Below are 15,235 nucleotides of genomic sequence, written 5' to 3'. Positions count from 1 at the left end.
ATTCAAGTCAAACCGCTAAGTCAAACGTGACAGGAGCTAGCCTAAGTTTTTGGAGCAATTGGCGAACCTGTCAACTTTGACAGGTGTAAAAACCGATCGACTTATAGCGAAACTTCATTTTTTGCCGGCCCATCGGGTTACGGCTTTCACCACCACCACAAAAAACACCGGCACAAAAATCACCGCCAACGTCGCGGTAATCATCCCGCCAATCACTCCGGTACCGATCGCCTGCTGGCTCGCCGAACTTGCGCCGGTGGCAATCGCCAGCGGCACCACGCCCAGAATGAACGCCAGCGAAGTCATGACAATCGGCCGCAACCGCAGGCGCGCTGCTTGCAGCGTGGCGTCAATCAGGTCATGCCCTTCGTCATAAAGACTCTTGGCAAACTCGATGATCAGGATCGCGTTCTTCGCCGACAGGCCGATGATGGTGATCAGGCCGACCTTGAAGAACACGTCGTTGGGCATCCCGCGCAAAGTCACCGCCAGCACCGCGCCGAGTACGCCCAGCGGTACAACCAGCAACACCGATGTTGGAATCGACCAGCTTTCGTACAACGCCGCCAGGCACAGGAACACGATCAGCAGCGACAGCCCGAGCAGAATCGGCGCCTGACTGCCGGACAAACGTTCCTGCAACGACAGACCAGTCCATTCCTGACCCAGGCCTTTCGGCCCCTGAGCGACCAGCCGTTCGATTTCCGCCATGGCTTCGCCGGTACTGTGGCCGGGTTTCGGCTCACCGGAAATCGAGATCGCCGGGTAGCCGTTGTAGCGGGTCAGCTGCGCCGGGCCCTGGGTCCATGTGGCTTTGACGAACGCCGACAGGGGCACCATTTTTCCGGCGTCGTTGCGCACATGCATTTTCAGCAGGTCATCGACCTGACTGCGACGGTCACCTTCAGCCTGCACGACAACGCGTTGCATCCGCCCCTGATTGGGGAAGTCGTTAACGTACGAAGAGCCAATGGCGGTGGACAGCACGTTGCCAACATCGGCGAACGAAACCCCCAAGGCGTTGGCCTGCTTGCGGTCCACTTCCAGTTGCACTTGCGGCGCTTCGGCCAGTGCGCTTTCACGCACGTTCATCAGGATCGGGCTTTTCTCGGCGGCTTCCAGCAACTGGGTGCGCGCCTCCATCAAGGTCGCATGGCCGAGGCCGCCACGATCCTGCAGGCGGAACTCGAAGCCGCTGGACGTACCGAGACCGTCAACCGGCGGCGGCAGCACGGCGAACGCCACGGCGTCCTTGATCTGGCTGAGGGCAATGTTGGCGCGGTCGGCAATCGAACTTGCCGAGTCGTCGCCGCCACGCTGCGACCAGTCCTTGAGCGTGGTAAACGCCAATGCGGCGTTCTGCCCGCTGCCGGAGAAGCTGAAACCGAGAATCACAGTGCTGTCGCCCACGCCCGGTTCGCCGGCGTTGTGCGCTTCGATCTGCTCGACCACCTGCACCGTACGGTTCTTGCTCGCACCGGGCGGCAGTTGGATGTCGGTGATGGTGTAACCCTGATCTTCAACCGGCAGGAACGAGGAGGGCAGGCGCGCGAAGCACAGGCCCAGACCCACCAGCAACACAACGTAGATCAGCAGATAACGACCGGTGCGTTTCAGCGCGTAACCGACCCAGCCTTGATAGCGATCGGTCAGTTGCTCGAAGCGACGGTTGAACCAGCCGAAGAACCCGGTTTTCTCGTGGTGTTCACCCTTGGCAATCGGCTTGAGCAAGGTTGCACACAGTGCCGGGGTCAAGGTCAGGGCGAGGAAGGCCGAGAACAGAATCGAAGTGGCCATCGACAGTGAGAACTGGCGATAGATGACGCCCACCGAACCCTGCATGAACGCCATCGGAATGAACACCGCGACAAGCACCAGCGTAATGCCGATGATCGCGCCGGTGATCTGGGTCATCGCCTTACGCGTCGCTTCTTTCGGCGACAGGCCTTCGGTGGCCATAATCCGTTCGACGTTCTCCACCACCACGATGGCGTCGTCCACCAGAATGCCGATGGCCAGCACCATGCCGAACATGGTCAGCACGTTGATCGAGAAACCCAGCGCCAGCATCGTCGCAAAAGTACCCATCAACGCCACCGGCACCACCAGCGTCGGAATCAGTGTGTAGCGGATGTTCTGCAGGAACAGGAACATCACCGCGAACACCAGCAGCATCGCTTCGCCGAGGGTATAGATCACTTTGGTGATCGAGACCTTCACGAATGGCGACGTGTCGTAGGGAATCTTGTATTCCACGCCCGCCGGGAAATAGCGCGACAGTTCATCCATCTTCGCCCGGATCAAAGTGGCGGTGCTGAGCGCGTTGGCGCCCGGCGCCAGTTGCACGCCGACGGCGGTGGATGGCTTGCCGTTCAGACGGGTGCCGAACTGGTATTCCTGGCTGCCGATCTCGACCCGCGCCACATCCTTGATGCGCACAGTGGAGCCGTCCGGGTTGGCCTTGAGCACGATGTCGGCGAACTCTTCCGGCGTCGAAAGCTGACCCTTGACCAGAATCGTCGCGGTGATTTCCTGAGTGCTCGGGTTCGGCAAATCGCCGATGCTACCCGCCGACACTTGGGCGTTCTGCGCGACGATGGCGGCGTTGACGTCGGCCGGCGTCAGGTTGAAACCGATCAGCTTCTGCGGGTCGACCCAGATCCGCATCGCCCGTTCGGCGCCATACAGCTGGGCCTTGCCGACGCCGTCGATGCGCTTGATCTCGTTCATCACGTTGCGCGCCAGGTAATCGCTGAGCGCCACGTCGTCGAGCTTGCCGTCGCTGGAGGTCAAAGTGATCAGCAGCAGGAAACCGGCGGAGACTTTTTCCACCTGCAAGCCTTGTTGATTGACCGCTTGCGGCAGGCGCGACTCGACCACTTTCAGACGGTTTTGCACATCGACCTGCGCCAGTTCCGGGTTGGTGCCCGGCTGGAAAGTGGCCTTGATGGTGGCGCTGCCGAGGCTGCTCTGCGATTCGAAATACAGCAGGTGATCGGCGCCGTTGAGCTCTTCCTCGATCAGGCTGACCACGCTTTCGTCGACGGTCTGCGCCGAGGCGCCCGGGTACACGGCATAGATTTCGATCTGCGGCGGCGCGACGTCGGGGTATTGCGCCACCGGCAATTGCGGGATGGCCAGTGCACCGGCCAACAGGATGAACAGCGCGACGACCCAGGCGAACACCGGGCGGTCGATAAAGAACTGCGGCATAGAAGAGCGTCCTGCTTACTGACCAGAGGTCTGGGCAAGTGGAAGAGGGGTGTCGTCGATCTGCACCACTTCGCCCGGACGGGCGTGTTGCAGGCCTTCGATGACAATGCGGTCGCCGGCCTTCAGGCCGCCGGTGACGATCCAGCGGTCGTTCTGCACGGCACCAAGCTGAACCGGCTGCTGGGCGACGCGCATCTGATCGTCGATGGTCAGCACTTGGGCCACACCGGCGCTGTCGCGCTGCACCGCGCGTTGCGGCACGGTAAGGCCGTGCTGGATCAAGCCTTGTTCCAGGCGCACGCGAACGTAGCTGCCGGGCAGCAGATCGAGATCCGGGTTGGGAAACTCGCTGCGCAGGATGATCTGGCCGGTGCCCGGATCGACGGTGATGTCACTGAACAGCAATTTGCCCGGCAACGGATAAAGGCTGCCGTCGTCCTGGATCAGCGTGGCCTTGACCTGATCCTGGCCGACCTGCTGCAACTGGCCGGACCGGAATGCCCGGCGCAGTTCGTTGAGTTCGCGGGTCGACTGGGTCAGGTCGGCGTGGATCGGGTTCAGTTGCTGGATCAGCGCCATGGGCGTGGTTTCGTTCTGGCCCACCAGTGCGCCTTCGGTCACCAGCGCGCGACCAACGCGGCCGGAAATCGGCGCGGTGACGGTGGCGTACCCCAGATTCAACTTCGCGCGCTCGACGGCAGCCTTGTTGGCGGCCACGTCGGCGGCAGTCTGCCGGGCATTGGCGCGGGCGTTGTCGTAATCCTGTGCGCTGATAGCCTTGTCGTCGATCAACTGGGCGTAGCGCTGTTCCTGCAGTTTTGCCTGGAACGCGTTGGCCTCGGCCTTGCGCAGGGCGGCTTCGGCGCTATCGAGGTCAGCCTTGAACGGTGCCGGATCGATGCGGAACAAAACATCGCCCTTTTTCACGTCGCTGCCTTCGCGGTAGGTGCGTTGCAGCACGACGCCGGCTACCCGGGCGCGGACTTCGGCAATGCGCGGCGCGGCAATCCGCCCGCTGAGTTCGCTGCTGATCGACAGGGGGCGCGCCTCAAGGGTTTCGATCCGCACGGTGGCCGGCGGCGCCTGTTCCTCGGCGTTCGAGGATTTATCACAGGCACTCAGCGTCAGCGCCAATGCGATCAGGCCGAGCCCGGCCAGCAGATTCTTCGACATGTACAACCCCCAATATTGATCTGCGCATCCTACGGACAGTCGCCGAGGGTAGCGGTGAAGCTTTGTAGGCGCTGTGTGAAATTGTGTAAGGGTTTTGCTCCGGGACGAGTGAGGGCGTATATCCTTTACGCCTTGATATTTATTGCGACAGATAAAGCATCGCGAGCAGGCTCGCTCCCACAAGGGATTGCATTCCAAATGTGGGAGCGAGCCTGCTCGCGATAGCGGACGATGGGTCGCCACTGTATTTCTGGATCACCTCAATGCCCAACATTCTTCTGGTCGAAGACGACACCGCCCTCGCCGAACTGATCTCCAGTTACCTCGAACGCAACGGTTACTCCGTCAGCGTGATCGGCCGCGGCGACCATGTGCGCGAGCGGGCGCGGCTCAATCCGCCGGATCTGGTGATTCTCGACCTGATGCTGCCGGGCCTGGATGGCTTACAGGTCTGTCGATTGCTGCGCGCCGACTCGGCAACGCTACCCATCCTGATGCTCACCGCTCGCGATGACAGCCACGATCAGGTGCTGGGCCTGGAAATGGGTGCCGACGATTACGTCACCAAACCCTGTGAGCCGCGCGTCCTGCTGGCGCGGGTCCGGACTTTACTGCGGCGCAGCAGCCTCGGCGAGCCGATGACCGCCAACGACCGGATCCTGATGGGCAATCTGTGCATCGACCTGTCGGAACGCACGGTGACCTGGCGCGAGCAACCGGTCGAGCTGTCCAGCGGCGAATACAACCTGCTGGTGGTGCTGGCCCGTCATGCCGGCGAAGTGCTGAGCCGCGACCAGATCCTGCAACGCCTGCGCGGCATCGAATTCAACGGCACCGACCGCTCGGTGGACGTGGCGATTTCCAAGCTGCGGCGCAAGTTCGACGACCACGCCGGCGAGGCGCGCAAGATCAAGACCGTGTGGGGCAAGGGTTATCTGTTCAGCCGTTCCGAGTGGGAATGCTGATTCGATGTTCAGAATCCTGTTTCGCCTCTATCTGGTGACGATCGTCTCCTACAGTGCGGCGATCTATCTGGTGCCGGATCTGGTAGTGATGGCGTTCAAGCAGCGATTCGTCACTTACAACCTCGACTATTCCCGAGGCCTGCAATCGCTGATCACCAAGCAGTTTCGCGCGGTGCCGCAGGATCAGTGGCCGGCGCTGGCAGCATCGATGGACAAGGATTTTCAACCGCTGCACATCGTGCTCGCCCGTATTGATGACCCTGGCTTCACCGCCATCGAGCAAGAGCGGCTGCGGCGTGGTGAGAACATGGTGCGGGTGGGCGACTGGGGCTGGCGCACGCTGGCGGTCACGCCGCTCAACGACGAAATGGCGGTGCAGATGGTGGTGCCGCCGGATCCGATGGACGTGAACCTGTTGTACTGGAGCATCAACGTGCTGATCGGCGCCAGTCTGCTGGCGTGCCTGTTGCTCTGGTTTCGCCCGCACTGGCGCGATCTGGAACGCCTCAAGGGCACGGCCGAACGTTTCGGCAAGGGCCATTTGAGCGAGCGCACGCAGATTGGCGCAAGCTCCAACATCGGCAGTCTGGCCAATGTGTTCGACACCATGGCCGGCGATATCGAAAACCTGCTCAACCAGCAGCGGGACCTGCTCAACGCCGTGTCCCACGAATTGCGCACGCCGCTGACCCGCCTGGACTTCGGCCTGGCGCTGGCGCTGTCCGATGACTTGCCGCAAGCCAGCCGCGAACGCCTGCAGGGGCTGGTCGCGCACATTCGCGAACTGGATGAATTGGTGCTGGAGTTGCTGTCCTACAGTCGCCTGCAGAATCCGGCGAAGTTGCCGGAGCAGGTCGAAGTGTCGCTGGACGAGTTCATCGACAGCATTCTGGGCAGCGTCGATGAAGAACTGGAATCCCCGGAAATCGTCATCGATGTGCTGCTGCACAATCAGCTGGAACGCTTCTCCCTCGACCCGCGCCTGACGGCCCGCGCGATTCAGAACCTGCTGCGCAACGCCATGCGCTACTGCGAGAAACGCATTCAGATCGGTGTGCAGGTCTGCCCGAAAGGCTGCGAGATCTGGGTGGATGACGACGGCATCGGCATTCCGGAAGACGAGCGGGAGCGGATTTTCGAGCCGTTCTATCGACTGGATCGCAGTCGCGATCGGGCGACCGGCGGGTTTGGCCTGGGGCTGGCGATCAGCCGGCGGGCGCTGGAAGCGCAGGGCGGGACGTTGACGGTGGAGGGTTCGCCATTGGGCGGGGCGCGTTTCAGGCTTTGGCTGCCAACCCCGACCTGATGATCGCTGAGGTCCCACCCAGAGCGCTGATCGTTCCCACGCTCTGCGTGGGAATGCCGCCCAGGACGCTCCGCGTCCTTTGTGACGCAGAGCGTCACCGTATGCATTCCCACGCGGAGCGTGGGAACGATCAGCAAGTGGGTCAAAGCAGTTCAGTGGACTGGATCAACCCAACCCCAGCTACCTGCATCCGCTCGATCGCCGACGCCAGCGAGCCGTTCAAATCAATCGCCCGGCAAGCATCCAGCACCACAAACGCATTGAACCCCGCCGCCCGTGCATCCAGCGCGGAGAACATCACGCAGAAATCCAGCGCCAGGCCAACCATGTAAACCGTTTCGATCCCGCGTTCCTTCAGATAACCGGCCAGACCCGTGGTCGTGACGCGATCCGCTTCCAGAAACGCCGAATAGCTGTCGATGTCCGGGTTGCAGCCCTTGCGGATGACCAACTGCGCGTGGCGCAGATCGAGTCCCGAGTGAAACTCGGCACCGCGTGAACCCTGAATGCAATGATCCGGCCACAGCGTCTGCTCACCGTACGGCAGTTGAATCACATCGTAAGGCTGGCGGCCTGGATGGCTGGAAGCAAACGAAGCATGCCCGGCCGGGTGCCAGTCCTGGGCAATGACCACTTGCTTGAACTGCCCGGCGAGCCGGTTGATCAGCGGAACGATAAGGTCACCTTCGGGCACGGCCAACTGGCCGCCGGGAATGAAGTCGTTCTGCACGTCGATGACCAGCAGGGCTGTGCGTGGAGAAATCGGCATAAATCCATCCTTCGTGGAAAATCACCCGAGCAGCATAGTGACAAAATTCTTTAAACGTTCAGCCGGGTCTTAAACATTTTTGCCATGTCCTCCAGCTCGGAAGCCGGGTGGTGGCCGATCAGCATCCAGGCGTGTTCGCGTTCGGTCCAGTACACCACGTTCATCCCGTGCCGGCGTTCATGGGCCAGCGGCTGGCTGCCGCTGTTGGTGCGCGTGACGCATAGCGCCAGCGGGCCGTGGGTGGCGTCGAGCCAGGTCATCTGGGCGATGGGCACGCCGTCATACTCGAGCAATTGCGCGCGTTTGAACTGTGCGCCCGGCAGTTTCAGTTTCGCCGGCGACAGGCTCACGCCCAGCCGCGCATCGACGGTTCGCAGCTGCGCCAGTTGCGAGGCTTCGTCGGTGGGCAGATGTTCGAGGGTCTGCGGCACATACAGCGCCATGTAATCGCCCACCAGCTCGCGCCAGTTGTGCGATTGCTGCGTTTGCCAGGCCAGGAGCAAGCGGTCCGCCGCGACACCTGCGAGCGCCACGCCCGCTGCTGCGGCGCCTATGAACCAGCGCCGGCTCAAACCGGGCTTCTGCGGTGACGGCGCGGCATCGAGCCGGGCCTGCAAGCGATCAAGCGGTGCCTGTTGCGCCAGTTCGTCGTAGGCAGCCTTGAATGGCAGGTTGCTGCGACTCAGCCATTGCACCCGCAAACTCAGCAGCGGATCGTCGGCGATGAGGCTGTCGAGTTGGCTGCGCTGTTCGCGGTCAAGTTCATCGTCCAGATACGCCACCAGTTGCTCGTCGGAAGGCGCATTCATTGCCGGTCTCCTGCGGGGGTGTTCGGTACCGCTTGCAGCGGCGGGTATTCGGCCAGTTTCAGGCGCGCGGTGGCCAGCCGGCTCATGACCGTGCCGATCGGCACTTGCAGGATCTCGGCGATTTCGCGATAGGACAGGCCTTCGACGTAGGCCAGATAAACCGTTTCGCGCTGGGTTTCCGGCAACGCATCGACCCGGCGGATCACCTGCGCTGCCATCACATGAGTCTGCGCGGCGTATTCACCATCGAATGTCAGCTGGCTTTCGGCATCCGCCACACCCTGGCCCTGGCGCACCCGGCGGGCGCGCACTTCGTTGAGCCAGATCGAATGCAGAATGCTCAGCAGCCAGCGATCCATACGGGTGCCGGCCAGGTACTGGCCCGAACGTTCGAGCGCCCGCACGCAGGTGGCTTGTACCAGATCCTCGGCCACGTGCCGATTGCGCGACAGCAGCAAGCCGTAGCGCCACAGGCGCGCCAGGTGTTGCCCGAGTTCGGCTCTGAAGGCCTGATCGCTGAAAATGTTCGCCTCCGCGTGTCGTGTCAGGTTTTCGATGAATCGTTGATGGCTTCGGCCAGGTCCCGGTATTCCTCGCAGGTCGTGCCGCAGATCTTCTGGATGTGCTGCAACTGCTCCTGCGCCAGATCGACGCGGCCCTTGATCACATAGGCTTCGCCCAGGTATTCGCGGACTTGCGCGTACTGCGGATCAAGTTTGACCGATTGCAGGTAGTAACCGATGCCTTCGTCGGTGCGCCCCAGTTTGCGCGTGGCGTAACCGCGATAGTTGAGGGCCTTGGCGGTGTTCGGTTGTTCCAGCGTGTCGAGCAGGGCCAGGGCTTCTTCATAACGGCCGGCCTTGGCCAGACGGTAGGCGTAGTCGGTCCGGTCGGCGTCGGGCACCAGATGGCTGGTCTGCATCACGCACTTCTGGGTCTTGGTGTCGAATACCTGGCCTTTGGGGCAGTTGGGTTTCTGCACCGGCGCCTCTTCATCGCCATTGGCGAAGGCGAGGGGGCTCGCGAAAACGGCGGCCACCAGCAACGGGGCGGCGAACATAACGGAACGGATAGTCATGGGCAAGGCTCCACAGGGGGTCATGTTTCACTTTGAACACCGCAGGGTGAAAATTTATTCATTGCTTTGTCAGGCTTTGTTAAAGGAAAGCCCTTTTTCCGGCGCTATGCTCGTCAGCACTCGTTGTCGATCTGCAGTTCTACCATGGGAGTTTGGCCATGAAAGATCAGGTTCACCACTCGGCCGCCAGCGGCTACAAAACCGCTGCCGACACCTACGTCAAAGGCCGGCCCGACTATCCGCCGGCCGTCAGTGAATGGCTGACGGGCACACTGGGCCTCGATGGCCACAAGACCGTTATCGACCTCGGCGCCGGCACCGGCAAGTTCACCGGACGGCTGGTGGCGACCGGCGCCCAGGTGATCGCCGTGGAACCGGTGGCGCAGATGCTGGAAAAACTGTCGCTGGCCTGGCCGCAGGTGCTGGCCGTCAGCGGTACGGCGACGGATTTGCCGCTGCCCGACGCCTCGGTGGATGCCGTGGTCTGCGCCCAGGCCTTTCACTGGTTTGCCAGCACAGAAGCGCTGGATGAAATCGCCCGGGTCCTTAAACCGGGAGGCAAGCTGGGCCTGATCTGGAACCTGCGCGACACCCGGATCGACTGGGTGCCCAAGCTGGACGCCATCGTCAATGCGCTGGAAGGTGACACACCGCGCTTCTACACCGGCGAATGGCGCAAGGCCTTTCCCCATCCGGCGTTCGGGCCGTTGCAGGCGCAGCACTTTCAGCATGGCCATACCGGCTCGCCGGAGGATGTGATTTTCAACCGGGTGCGCTCCACCAGTTTCATTGCGGCGTTGAGTGACCAACAACGTGCGAAGATCGACGAGCAGATTGCTCAACTGATTGCCGGCGAGCCGCAGTTGCGGGGCAGGGAAGTGGTGACGGTGCCTTACGAGACCGCCGCCTTCGTCGCGGTGAAGAACGGCTAGAGTCCCGCATTTGGCCGAACCGCCGTGCTGATGCCTTGTTATAGTTCGGGCCTCATTTTCAGCCCGGTAAAGGACTTCTGCCATGACTCAATACACCGCCTTCAGCGTCGAACTGGCCGACAACATCGCCCATGTGCAGATCAATCGTCCGGAAAAGATCAACTCGATGAACGCCGCGTTCTGGAGCGAAATCGTCGAGGTGTTCCAGTGGATCGACGACACCGACGAAGTGCGGGTGGTGGTGCTCAGCGGCGCCGGCAAACACTTTTCCTCGGGCATCGACCTGATGATGCTAGCCGGCGTGGCCAATGAGCTGGGCAAGGACGTCGGCCGCAATGCGCGCCTGCTGCGCAAGAAGATCCTGACCCTGCAAGCATCCTTCAATGCGGTCGACAATTGCCGCAAACCGGTACTCGCGGCGATCCAGGGTTACTGCCTGGGCGGCGCCATCGACCTGATCGGAGCCTGCGACATGCGCTACGCCGCCGAAGACGCGCAATTCTCTATTAAAGAAATCGATATCGGCATGGCGGCTGATGTAGGCACTTTGCAACGGTTGCCACGGATCATCGGTGACGGCATGCTGCGTGAGCTGGCTTACACCGGTCGCACCTTTGGCGCCGAAGAAGCGCGCAGCATCGGTCTGGTCAATCGCGTCTACAGCGACAAGGACAGCCTTATCGAAGGCGTGATGGACATTGCCCGGGACATCGCCGGCAAGTCGCCGATCGCGGTCACCGGCACCAAGGAAATGATCAGCTACATGCGCGACCATCGCATCGACGACGGTCTCGAGTACGTTGCCACCTGGAACGCCGCCATGCTGCAATCCAACGATTTGCGCGTGGCCATGGCCGCCCATATGAGCAAACAGAAACCCGAATTTCTGGATTGAGAAACCATGACATCTCGCTGGACCACTGCAGTACTGGACACCGATCAACCCGGCGGCTGGGCCGTGGCGCGCAGCCCCGAGGGTTTCCTGTTCGATGACAACGGCGCGCTGTTCCCGCGGGAATGGCTCAAGCGCCAGGACTTGTCGATCCTTGCCGAGCACGGTATCGGTCATCTCGATGGCGAGCCGGTGTATCTGCTGGAACTGCGCAGCACCAGCGAGGTGCCGGGTTGCAGCTGGAAAGGCCTGCGGGCGTTCATGCTCGATGGCGATCACACGATCTACAAAGTGCTGGGTTATGCGGCGCAGATTGGTACTTGGGCGCGCGAACACCGTTTCTGCGGCAACTGCGGTCAGGCCATGACCCAGGTGCCGCGGGAGCGGGCGATGTATTGCCAGCCCTGCGATCTGCGCAGTTATCCGCGGATTTCGCCGAGCATGATCGTGCTGGTGACCCGTGGCGATGAAGTGCTGCTGGCGCGTTCACCGCGTTTCGTCACCGGGGTCTACAGCACGCTGGCCGGGTTTGCCGAACCGGGTGAGTCGGCCGAGGATTGCCTGATTCGCGAAGTGCGCGAGGAAGTGCAGATCGAGGTGAAGAACATCCAATACATGGGCAGCCAGTGCTGGCCGTTCCCGCATTCGATGATGCTCGGCTTCCATGCCGAATATGCCGGTGGCGAGATTGTCTGTCAGGAAGACGAGATCGAAGACGCCCAGTGGTTCAACGTGCACGATCTGCCGCCGTTGCCGGCGTCCAAATCGATTGCCCGTTATCTGATCGACGTCTACGTGGCGCGGCGCTTAGGCCACGCTGAACCAGTGCTGCCAGGCTAGACGCACGGTCAACCCCAGCACCACGGTGATGAACACCGGACGAATGAACTTGGCGCCGCCGCTGATCGCGGTGCGCGCCCCGAAGAATGCGCCGACCATCACCGACAGGCCCATGCTCAGGCCGATGATCCAGTCCACCTGCCCGGAAAACACGAACACCGACAGCGCCGCAATGTTGCTGACGAAGTTCATGCTGCGCGCCACGCCGCTGGCCTTGACCAGATCGATCGGGTACAGCAGCAGGCTGCTGACCGTCCAGAACGCGCCAGTGCCGGGGCCGGCTACGCCGTCGTAGAAACCGAGGCTGAAGCCCTGGGTCGATTGCCACTTCTTCTTGATCGGTGCGTCGCTGTCCAGCGGCGCTTTCGGCGTGCCGCCAAACAACAGGTACAGGCCACAGGCGAAGACGATCACCGGCAGCATCTTGTTCAGCCATTCGGCGGGCAGGTAATGGGCGACGACGGCGCCGGTCAGCGCACCGACCAGCGTGCCGACGATGGCGTGCATCCACTGCCGTGGGTGAAACAGCTTGCGTCGGTAGAAGGTGAAACTGGCGGTGGCCGAACCGAAGGTCGAACTCAGTTTATTAGTGCCCAGCACCAGGTGCGGCGGCAGGCCGGCGGTGAGCAACGCAGGCGTGGTCAACAGACCGCCACCGCCGGCGATGGCGTCGATGAATCCGGCAATGAAAGCGACAAGGGCCAGAACGGCCAGGGTGGTGAGGTCAACGCTGAGTTCGAAAGGCATGGAATCGGCTTATTTCGGCAGGGCGCAGAGCTGGGCTGCGGGGAGGGCAGTCATGTTACTCATTTCCGAATGTTGCGGCGACCCATAAGACTCGACCAGCGACGGCTCAACTGTTGCCCACCCAACACGCACCCAACAATTCACCCTCTCACCATGCATGCCGATTTCCGGAGAAACCAATAAAACCGGGTCTCCCGCCGCTGGCACGCTTGCTGCTCTGGCTTGATCACCTTCATCAACTGTCCCGAGGACACGCCAATGAGTCAGCAAGCCGTGAAATTTGCCTACTGGGTGCCGAACGTCAGCGGTGGCCTGGTGGTCAGCAAGATCGAGCAACGCACCGATTGGGGCATCGACTACAACCGCAAACTGGCGCAATTGGCCGAGGCGGCGGGTTTCGAATATGCCATGACGCAAATCCGCTTCACCGCCGGTTACGGCGCCGAGTTTCAGCATGAATCGGTTGCCTTCAGCCACGCGCTGCTCGCGGCCACCAGCCAACTCAAAGTCATCGCCGCCATCTTGCCCGGCCCGTGGCAACCGGCGCTGGCGGCCAAACAATTGGCGACCATCGATCAACTCACCAACGGCCGGATTGCGGTGAACATCGTCAGCGGCTGGTTCAAGGGCGAATTCCAGGCGATTGGCGAGCATTGGCTGGAGCACGACGAGCGCTATCGTCGTTCTGAAGAGTTCATCCGTTCATTGCGAGGGATCTGGAGTCAGGACAACTTCACCTTCCGTGGCGATTTCTATCGCTTCGACAATTACAGCCTCAAACCGAAACCGCTGGGCCGCCCGGAAATCTTTCAGGGCGGCAGCTCCCGTGCCGCACGTGACATGGCGGCGCGGGTGTCGGATTGGTATTTCACTAACGGCAACAGCGTCGAGGGCATCAAGGCACAGGTCGACGACATTCGCGCCAAAGCGGCGGCAAACCATCATTCAGTAAAAATCGGGGTGAATGCTTTTGTGATCGCCCGAGATACCGAAGAAGAAGCCAAAGCGGTGCTGGCGCAGATCATCGATCAGGCTGACCCGGAAGCGGTGAATGCCTTCGGTGATGCAGCGAAACAGGCGGGCAGGGCGTCGCCGGAAGGTGAGGGCAACTGGGCCAAATCGACCTTTGAAGATCTGGTGCAGTACAACGACGGCTTCAAGACCAACCTGATCGGCACGCCGCAGCAGATTGCCGAGCGCATCGTCGCGTTGAAAGCGGTGGGGGTTGATCTGGTATTGGCGGGGTTCCTGCATTTTCAGGAAGAGGTGGAGTATTTCGGTCAGCGGGTGTTGCCGCTGGTGCGGGAACTTGAGGCTAAAGCGCAATCGGCCCGGACTGCCGAATTCGCCTGAAAATCCCTCCTGCACACTGTGCAGGAGGGATCGGCTACTTAATTACAGACCCAGCTCGGACAATCCCGGATGATCATCCGGGCGCCGGCCCAGCGGCCAGTGGAACTTGCGTTCGCTTTCCTTGATCGGCATGTCGTTGATGCAGGCGTAACGCTGGAACATCAGGCCGTTGTCGTCGAATTCCCAGTTCTCGTTGCCGTAGGAACGGAACCAGTTGCCCGAGTCGTCGTGCCACTCGTAGGCGTAGCGCACGGCGATGCGGGTGTCGGAGTAGGCCCAGAGTTCCTTGATCAGGCGGTAATCCAGTTCCTTGGCCCATTTGCGGGTCAGGAAAGCCTTGGCTTCTTCGCGGTTGTTGGCGAATTCGGCGCGGTTACGCCATTTGGTGTCCAGGGTGTAGGCCAGCGACACGCGCTCCGGGTCGCGGGAGTTCCAGCCATCCTCGGCCAGACGAACTTTTTCAATGGCCGATTCACGGTTGAACGGTGGCAATGGCGGACGAACTTCGGCTGCAGTAGACATGTTTGTCTCCCGATCTATTAACAGTTAAACAACTTGTCAGGCTTATTAAGGCGTTACAGGTCCAATAACTTTCGCGCCATGCATTGCGCATTATCGGCGGCACTGTGATCACCCATCACAAGCGCTACGGTAATGGCACCGTCAATCAGTATCAGCAGCTGTTTGGCCAACAGTTGCGGATCCTCGGCACCATGTTCGGTACACAGCTCGCACAGGTAGTCGAGCAGTTTCTGTTTGTGGTCTTTGGCGACCAGGCGAACCGGATCCTCGGGATCGCCGGTCTCACCGCTGGTGTTGATGAAGGCACAGCCCCGGAAACCTTCCGAGGCGAACCAGCCCTTGAGCACGGTAAACAGGTTGAGCAGACGATCGGCCGGGGTTTCGGCCTGATCGACGGCGCTTCTGTACCAGTGCATCCAGCGCACGTCTCGTCGTTGCAGGGCGGCGACGGTCAGCTCCTCCTTGTTGGCGAAGTAGCGGTAGATACTCTTTCTGGAAACGCCGGCGGTTTTCACCAGAAGATCCATACCGGTGGCAGCGATGCCACTTTTGTAGATCAACTTTTCGGTGACATCCAGAATGATGTCTCGGGTCGTGTCGTTGCTGGTGATTTCGTTCATGTGGCGAACAGTAGAA

15 protein-coding genes are annotated in these 15,235 nt (G+C 61.3%); 6 read left to right on the top strand and 9 right to left on the bottom strand.

Features of this window, described 5'->3' with window-relative positions:
- Positions 1-114: 114 nt before the first annotated feature.
- Positions 115-3,213: an efflux RND transporter permease subunit gene (locus EIY71_RS01755; protein ID WP_134020201.1), complete on the bottom strand. Its 3,099-nt coding sequence runs from the start codon at positions 3,211-3,213 to the stop codon at positions 115-117.
- Positions 3,214-3,228: 15 nt separating this feature from the next.
- A complete protein-coding gene (locus EIY71_RS01750) occupies positions 3,229-4,386 on the bottom strand; it encodes an efflux RND transporter periplasmic adaptor subunit (RefSeq protein ID WP_085745568.1) in 1,158 nt (385 codons plus the stop codon).
- Between the two features lie 263 nt (positions 4,387-4,649).
- Between EIY71_RS01750 and EIY71_RS01745 the strand changes: the two genes are divergently transcribed.
- The gene (locus EIY71_RS01745) at positions 4,650-5,351 is read left to right on the top strand and encodes a response regulator transcription factor (RefSeq protein ID WP_007960391.1); all 702 of its coding nucleotides are present in this window, start codon (positions 4,650-4,652) and stop codon (positions 5,349-5,351) included.
- A 4-nt stretch (positions 5,352-5,355) separates the two neighbouring features.
- Positions 5,356-6,657 carry an ATP-binding protein gene (locus tag EIY71_RS01740; protein ID WP_085745569.1) on the top strand — a complete coding sequence of 434 codons (1,302 nt, stop codon included), beginning with the start codon at positions 5,356-5,358 and terminating at the stop codon, positions 6,655-6,657.
- Positions 6,658-6,799: 142 nt separating this feature from the next.
- Here the strand turns inward: EIY71_RS01740 and pncA are convergent, their stop codons facing one another.
- The 4 genes from pncA to EIY71_RS01720 all read right to left on the bottom strand — a co-directional run bounded on the left by pncA (position 6,800) and on the right by EIY71_RS01720 (position 9,313).
- Positions 6,800-7,426, bottom strand: a complete 627-nt coding sequence (gene pncA / locus EIY71_RS01735) for a bifunctional nicotinamidase/pyrazinamidase (protein ID WP_134020198.1) — start codon at positions 7,424-7,426, stop codon at positions 6,800-6,802.
- A 50-nt stretch (positions 7,427-7,476) separates the two neighbouring features.
- Positions 7,477-8,235, bottom strand: coding sequence for an anti-sigma factor (locus tag EIY71_RS01730; protein WP_134020195.1), 759 nt, complete (start codon positions 8,233-8,235; stop codon positions 7,477-7,479).
- Positions 8,232-8,717 (bottom strand): RNA polymerase sigma factor, encoded by a 486-nt coding sequence (locus EIY71_RS01725; protein WP_134020192.1) that lies wholly within the window; start codon positions 8,715-8,717, stop codon positions 8,232-8,234. The genes EIY71_RS01730 and EIY71_RS01725 overlap by 4 nt, the downstream gene beginning before the upstream one ends.
- A gap of 62 nt (positions 8,718-8,779) precedes the next feature.
- Positions 8,780-9,313 carry a tetratricopeptide repeat protein gene (locus EIY71_RS01720; protein ID WP_007951256.1) on the bottom strand — a complete coding sequence of 178 codons (534 nt, stop codon included), beginning with the start codon at positions 9,311-9,313 and terminating at the stop codon, positions 8,780-8,782.
- Positions 9,314-9,471: 158 nt separating this feature from the next.
- On the opposite strand from EIY71_RS01720, the gene EIY71_RS01715 reads away from it, so the two are divergent.
- The 3 genes from EIY71_RS01715 to nudC all read left to right on the top strand — a co-directional run bounded on the left by EIY71_RS01715 (position 9,472) and on the right by nudC (position 11,977).
- A complete protein-coding gene (locus tag EIY71_RS01715) occupies positions 9,472-10,245 on the top strand; it encodes a class I SAM-dependent methyltransferase (protein WP_102688065.1) in 774 nt (257 codons plus the stop codon).
- Positions 10,246-10,327: 82 nt separating this feature from the next.
- Complete coding sequence (locus tag EIY71_RS01710) at positions 10,328-11,140, top strand: crotonase/enoyl-CoA hydratase family protein (RefSeq protein ID WP_134020189.1); 813 nt, start codon at positions 10,328-10,330, stop codon at positions 11,138-11,140.
- Between the two features lie 6 nt (positions 11,141-11,146).
- Positions 11,147-11,977, top strand: coding sequence for an NAD(+) diphosphatase (gene nudC, locus EIY71_RS01705; protein WP_085745576.1), 831 nt, complete (start codon positions 11,147-11,149; stop codon positions 11,975-11,977).
- On the opposite strand, the gene EIY71_RS01700 is transcribed toward nudC, so the two are convergent.
- Positions 11,945-12,724, bottom strand: coding sequence for a TSUP family transporter (locus tag EIY71_RS01700; protein WP_007951261.1), 780 nt, complete (start codon positions 12,722-12,724; stop codon positions 11,945-11,947). The genes nudC and EIY71_RS01700 overlap by 33 nt on opposite strands.
- 258 nt (positions 12,725-12,982) lie before the next feature.
- Here EIY71_RS01700 and sfnG point away from each other — a divergent pair, with 258 nt between their 5' ends.
- Entirely contained in the window at positions 12,983-14,077 is a 1,095-nt protein-coding gene (gene sfnG, locus EIY71_RS01695; protein ID WP_134020186.1) for a dimethylsulfone monooxygenase SfnG, read from the top strand.
- 42 nt (positions 14,078-14,119) lie between these two features.
- Here sfnG and EIY71_RS01690 read toward each other — a convergent pair whose 3' ends face one another.
- Both EIY71_RS01690 and EIY71_RS01685 read right to left on the bottom strand, forming a co-directional pair.
- Positions 14,120-14,599: a nuclear transport factor 2 family protein gene (locus tag EIY71_RS01690; RefSeq protein WP_085745578.1), complete on the bottom strand. Its 480-nt coding sequence runs from the start codon at positions 14,597-14,599 to the stop codon at positions 14,120-14,122.
- A gap of 53 nt (positions 14,600-14,652) precedes the next feature.
- The gene (locus tag EIY71_RS01685) at positions 14,653-15,219 is read right to left on the bottom strand and encodes a TetR/AcrR family transcriptional regulator (RefSeq protein WP_007951264.1); all 567 of its coding nucleotides are present in this window, start codon (positions 15,217-15,219) and stop codon (positions 14,653-14,655) included.
- Positions 15,220-15,235 lie beyond the last annotated feature (16 nt).

This window comes from Pseudomonas sp. CH235 (assembly GCF_004368175.1).
Taxonomy (GTDB): domain Bacteria; phylum Pseudomonadota; class Gammaproteobacteria; order Pseudomonadales; family Pseudomonadaceae; genus Aquipseudomonas; species Aquipseudomonas paraglycinae.
The sequence above is the reverse complement of the archived record's forward strand: the minus strand, read 5'-3'. Positions and strand labels throughout refer to the sequence as shown.

Bases quoted from the DNA above. Each gene is read 5' to 3' on its own strand.
- EIY71_RS01745 (WP_007960391.1), top strand. From the start codon at position 4,650: ATGCCCAACATTCTTCTGGTCGAAGACGACACCGCCCTCGCCGAACTG.
- EIY71_RS01690 (WP_085745578.1), bottom strand. From the start codon at position 14,599: ATGTCTACTGCAGCCGAAGTTCGTCCGCCATTGCCACCGTTCAACCGT.
- pncA (WP_134020198.1), bottom strand. From the start codon at position 7,426: ATGCCGATTTCTCCACGCACAGCCCTGCTGGTCATCGACGTGCAGAAC.
- sfnG (WP_134020186.1), top strand. From the start codon at position 12,983: ATGAGTCAGCAAGCCGTGAAATTTGCCTACTGGGTGCCGAACGTCAGC.
- nudC (WP_085745576.1), top strand. From the start codon at position 11,147: ATGACATCTCGCTGGACCACTGCAGTACTGGACACCGATCAACCCGGC.
- EIY71_RS01720 (WP_007951256.1), bottom strand. From the start codon at position 9,313: ATGACTATCCGTTCCGTTATGTTCGCCGCCCCGTTGCTGGTGGCCGCC.
- EIY71_RS01740 (WP_085745569.1), top strand. From the start codon at position 5,356: ATGTTCAGAATCCTGTTTCGCCTCTATCTGGTGACGATCGTCTCCTAC.
- EIY71_RS01750 (WP_085745568.1), bottom strand. From the start codon at position 4,386: ATGTCGAAGAATCTGCTGGCCGGGCTCGGCCTGATCGCATTGGCGCTG.
- EIY71_RS01710 (WP_134020189.1), top strand. From the start codon at position 10,328: ATGACTCAATACACCGCCTTCAGCGTCGAACTGGCCGACAACATCGCC.
- EIY71_RS01755 (WP_134020201.1), bottom strand. From the start codon at position 3,213: ATGCCGCAGTTCTTTATCGACCGCCCGGTGTTCGCCTGGGTCGTCGCG.
- EIY71_RS01730 (WP_134020195.1), bottom strand. From the start codon at position 8,235: ATGAATGCGCCTTCCGACGAGCAACTGGTGGCGTATCTGGACGATGAA.
- EIY71_RS01715 (WP_102688065.1), top strand. From the start codon at position 9,472: ATGAAAGATCAGGTTCACCACTCGGCCGCCAGCGGCTACAAAACCGCT.
- EIY71_RS01700 (WP_007951261.1), bottom strand. From the start codon at position 12,724: ATGCCTTTCGAACTCAGCGTTGACCTCACCACCCTGGCCGTTCTGGCC.
- EIY71_RS01685 (WP_007951264.1), bottom strand. From the start codon at position 15,219: ATGAACGAAATCACCAGCAACGACACGACCCGAGACATCATTCTGGAT.